Origin of the sequence: Brevundimonas sp., from assembly GCF_023259385.1 — a bacterium.
GTDB lineage: Bacteria > Pseudomonadota > Alphaproteobacteria > Caulobacterales > Caulobacteraceae > Brevundimonas.
In genome coordinates, this window is sequence record NZ_JAHFPF010000307.1 from 1,281 (window position 1) to 3,752 (window position 2,472).

Here is a 2,472-nt window from a genome sequence, read left to right on the forward strand (position 1 = left end):
GGTCCTTCACGAAGGGCATGGCGCGCAGCAGGCGGACATCGTCGTCAGGGCCGAGCGTGTGGCCGCGCGACAGGTGGACGTCCAGGGTCAGCTTGGCCAGCCGGTCGTCCTGGGCGAGCCGGATCCAGTGGCTGTTGACGTGGGCCAGCTTGTCGAAGTCCAACCGCGCAGGCGCCTTGCCGACGCCGCCCAGGTCGAACCAGGCCTGGGCCTGTTCATCGGAGAACAGCTCGTCGTCGCCGTGGGCCCAGCCGAGGCGGGCCAGGTAGTTGCGCATGGCCTCGGGCAGATAGCCCATCTCGGCGTATTCGTGCACCGCCTGGGCCCCATGCCGCTTGCTGAGCTTGGCGCCGTCCGGGCCGTGGATCAGGGGGATGTGGGCGAAGGTCGGCCGGGTCCAGCCCAGGGCGTCATAGATCAACGATTGACGAGCGGCGTTGTTGAGGTGGTCGTCGCCGCGGATGACGTGGGTCACGCCCATGTCGTGGTCATCGACCACGACGGCGAGATTGTAGGTCGGGGCGCCGTCCGACCGCAGGATGACCAGATCGTCTAGCGATGCTGTCTCCCAGCGCACCGAACCCTGCACCGCGTCGTCCACGACGACGGGCGCGTCCGCCGGGCGGCGGAAGCGGACGGTGTGCGGCTTCAACAGGTCATCGACCGTGGGCGTCCGGTCGCGCCACGGCGACTCGAAGGGGCGGCCCTCGGCCTTGGCCTGGTCACGCAGGGCGCCGGTCTCTTCGGCGGTCAGGAAATCCCGGTAGGCGTGGCCGGTCTCCAGCAGGATGTTGGCGACCTCGCGGTGACGGTCGGCGCGCGCGAACTGAAACACCGGCTCCTCGTCGGCGAACAGCTCCAGCCAGGCCATGCCGTCGAAAATGGCCTTCACGGCCTCGTCGGTCGAGCGCTCGCGGTCAGTGTCCTCGACGCGCACGAGAAACTTCCCGTTGTGTCGCCGTGCATACAAATAGTTGAAAAGCGCCGTCCGGGCGCCCCCTATGTGCAGGAAGCCGGTGGGCGAGGGGGCGAAGCGGGTGACCACTTCGGAAGTCGGGGCGGAAGAGGAGGTCATTTCAGGTCGGTCCGATCGGGCCGCCCTTATACCCCCGCCTGCCGCAAAGCCTAGCGCCCGGGTGAGGATCGCGGGTTTCCTGCGCGCCCAGATCAAGGCGCAGACCCTGCGCTGGCGACTGTGGACGCCGGTGGCGTTCGGCGCGGGCTGCGCGACCTATTTCGCCTTCAAGGCCGAGCCGCCGCTGTGGCCGCTTCTGGCCTTCGCGGGTCTGGCTTCGCTGGCTTGGCTCATGGGGCGGCGGCTGCATGCGGCGCGGGTGGTCAGCCTGTGCCTGCTGATGCTGGCCTGTTTCGCCCTCGGACTGGCGGCCGCCAAGCTGCGCACCGACGCCGTCAGCGCGCCCATAGCGCCCGCCATGGACGGGCCGACGGTGATCGAGGGCTGGGTGGTGGATGTCGACAGCCCCGGTGCGGCGGGCCCGCGCATCATCGTCGCCCCGGTGCGCATCCGTGGGCTTGAGCCGGAGCAGACGCCCGTGCGCATCCGCGCGACGGTGAAGGGCGTGGCGCCCGAGCCCGGCGAGGCCGTGCGCCTGTTCGCCATCCTCAATCCGCCGCCCGCGCCCGCCAGCCCCGGGGCCTATGATTTCGGCCGCACGGCCTTCTTCCAGCGGATCGGCGGGGTGGCGTTCGCGCTCGGCGAGACGCGGACGGCGGTCCTGTCCGAGGCCCCGTGGCGGCTGCGCCTGGTGATGTGGGTCAACGCCATGCGCTTCGACCTGGCCCAGCGGCTCGTGGCCCGGCAGGGCGAGCGCGCGGGCGGGGTGGCGGCGGCCATGACCACGGGCCACGAGGCCTGGCTGGATCCCGCCGAAGTCGACGTCATGCGCGATTCCGGGCTGGCGCACATCCTGTCGATCTCGGGCCTGCACATGGCGGTGGTGGGCGGCTTCGCCTTCTTTCTGGTGCGGCTGCTGATCGCGGCCTGGCCGTGGCTGGCGCTGCGCGTGCCGGGCAAGAAGGCGGCGGCCGTCGCGGGCTTGCTGGCGGTCGGGACCTATCTGGTGGTGTCCGGCGCGCCGCCGCCGGCGGAGCGGGCCGCGGTGACCGCCTCCATCGCCTTCCTGGCGGTCCTGCTGGACCGGCAGGCGATCACCATGCACGCGCTGGCGGTGGCGGCCCTGGTGGTCCTGCTGCTCCAGCCCGAGGCCATCGTCACGCCCGGCTTCCAGATGTCCTTCGCGGCCACGGCGGCGCTGGTCGCCCTCGTGGAGGCCTGGCCGCACCGTCCCAGGGAGATATCGACGCCATGGCCGATCCTGATGGTGCAGCGGACGGGCGCCTGGGTCGGGGCGGCGGTGCTGGCCAGTCTGGTGGCGGGCGCGGCGACGGGACCGTTCGCCATGCAGCATTTCAACCGCTCGGCCATGTACGGGCTGGCGGCCAATCTGGCGA

2 protein-coding genes are annotated in these 2,472 nt (G+C 71.2%); one reads left to right on the forward strand and one right to left on the reverse strand.

Annotated elements, in window-relative coordinates:
* On the reverse strand, positions 1-1,075 hold a 1,075-nt coding region (gene gltX / locus Q0C81_RS17300), incomplete at its 3' end, for a glutamate--tRNA ligase (protein ID WP_291840926.1).
* A gap of 61 nt (positions 1,076-1,136) precedes the next feature.
* On the opposite strand from gltX, the gene Q0C81_RS17305 reads away from it, so the two are divergent.
* Positions 1,137-2,472: ComEC/Rec2 family competence protein (locus Q0C81_RS17305; protein ID WP_291840928.1), on the forward strand; the 1,336-nt coding region annotated here is incomplete at its 3' end.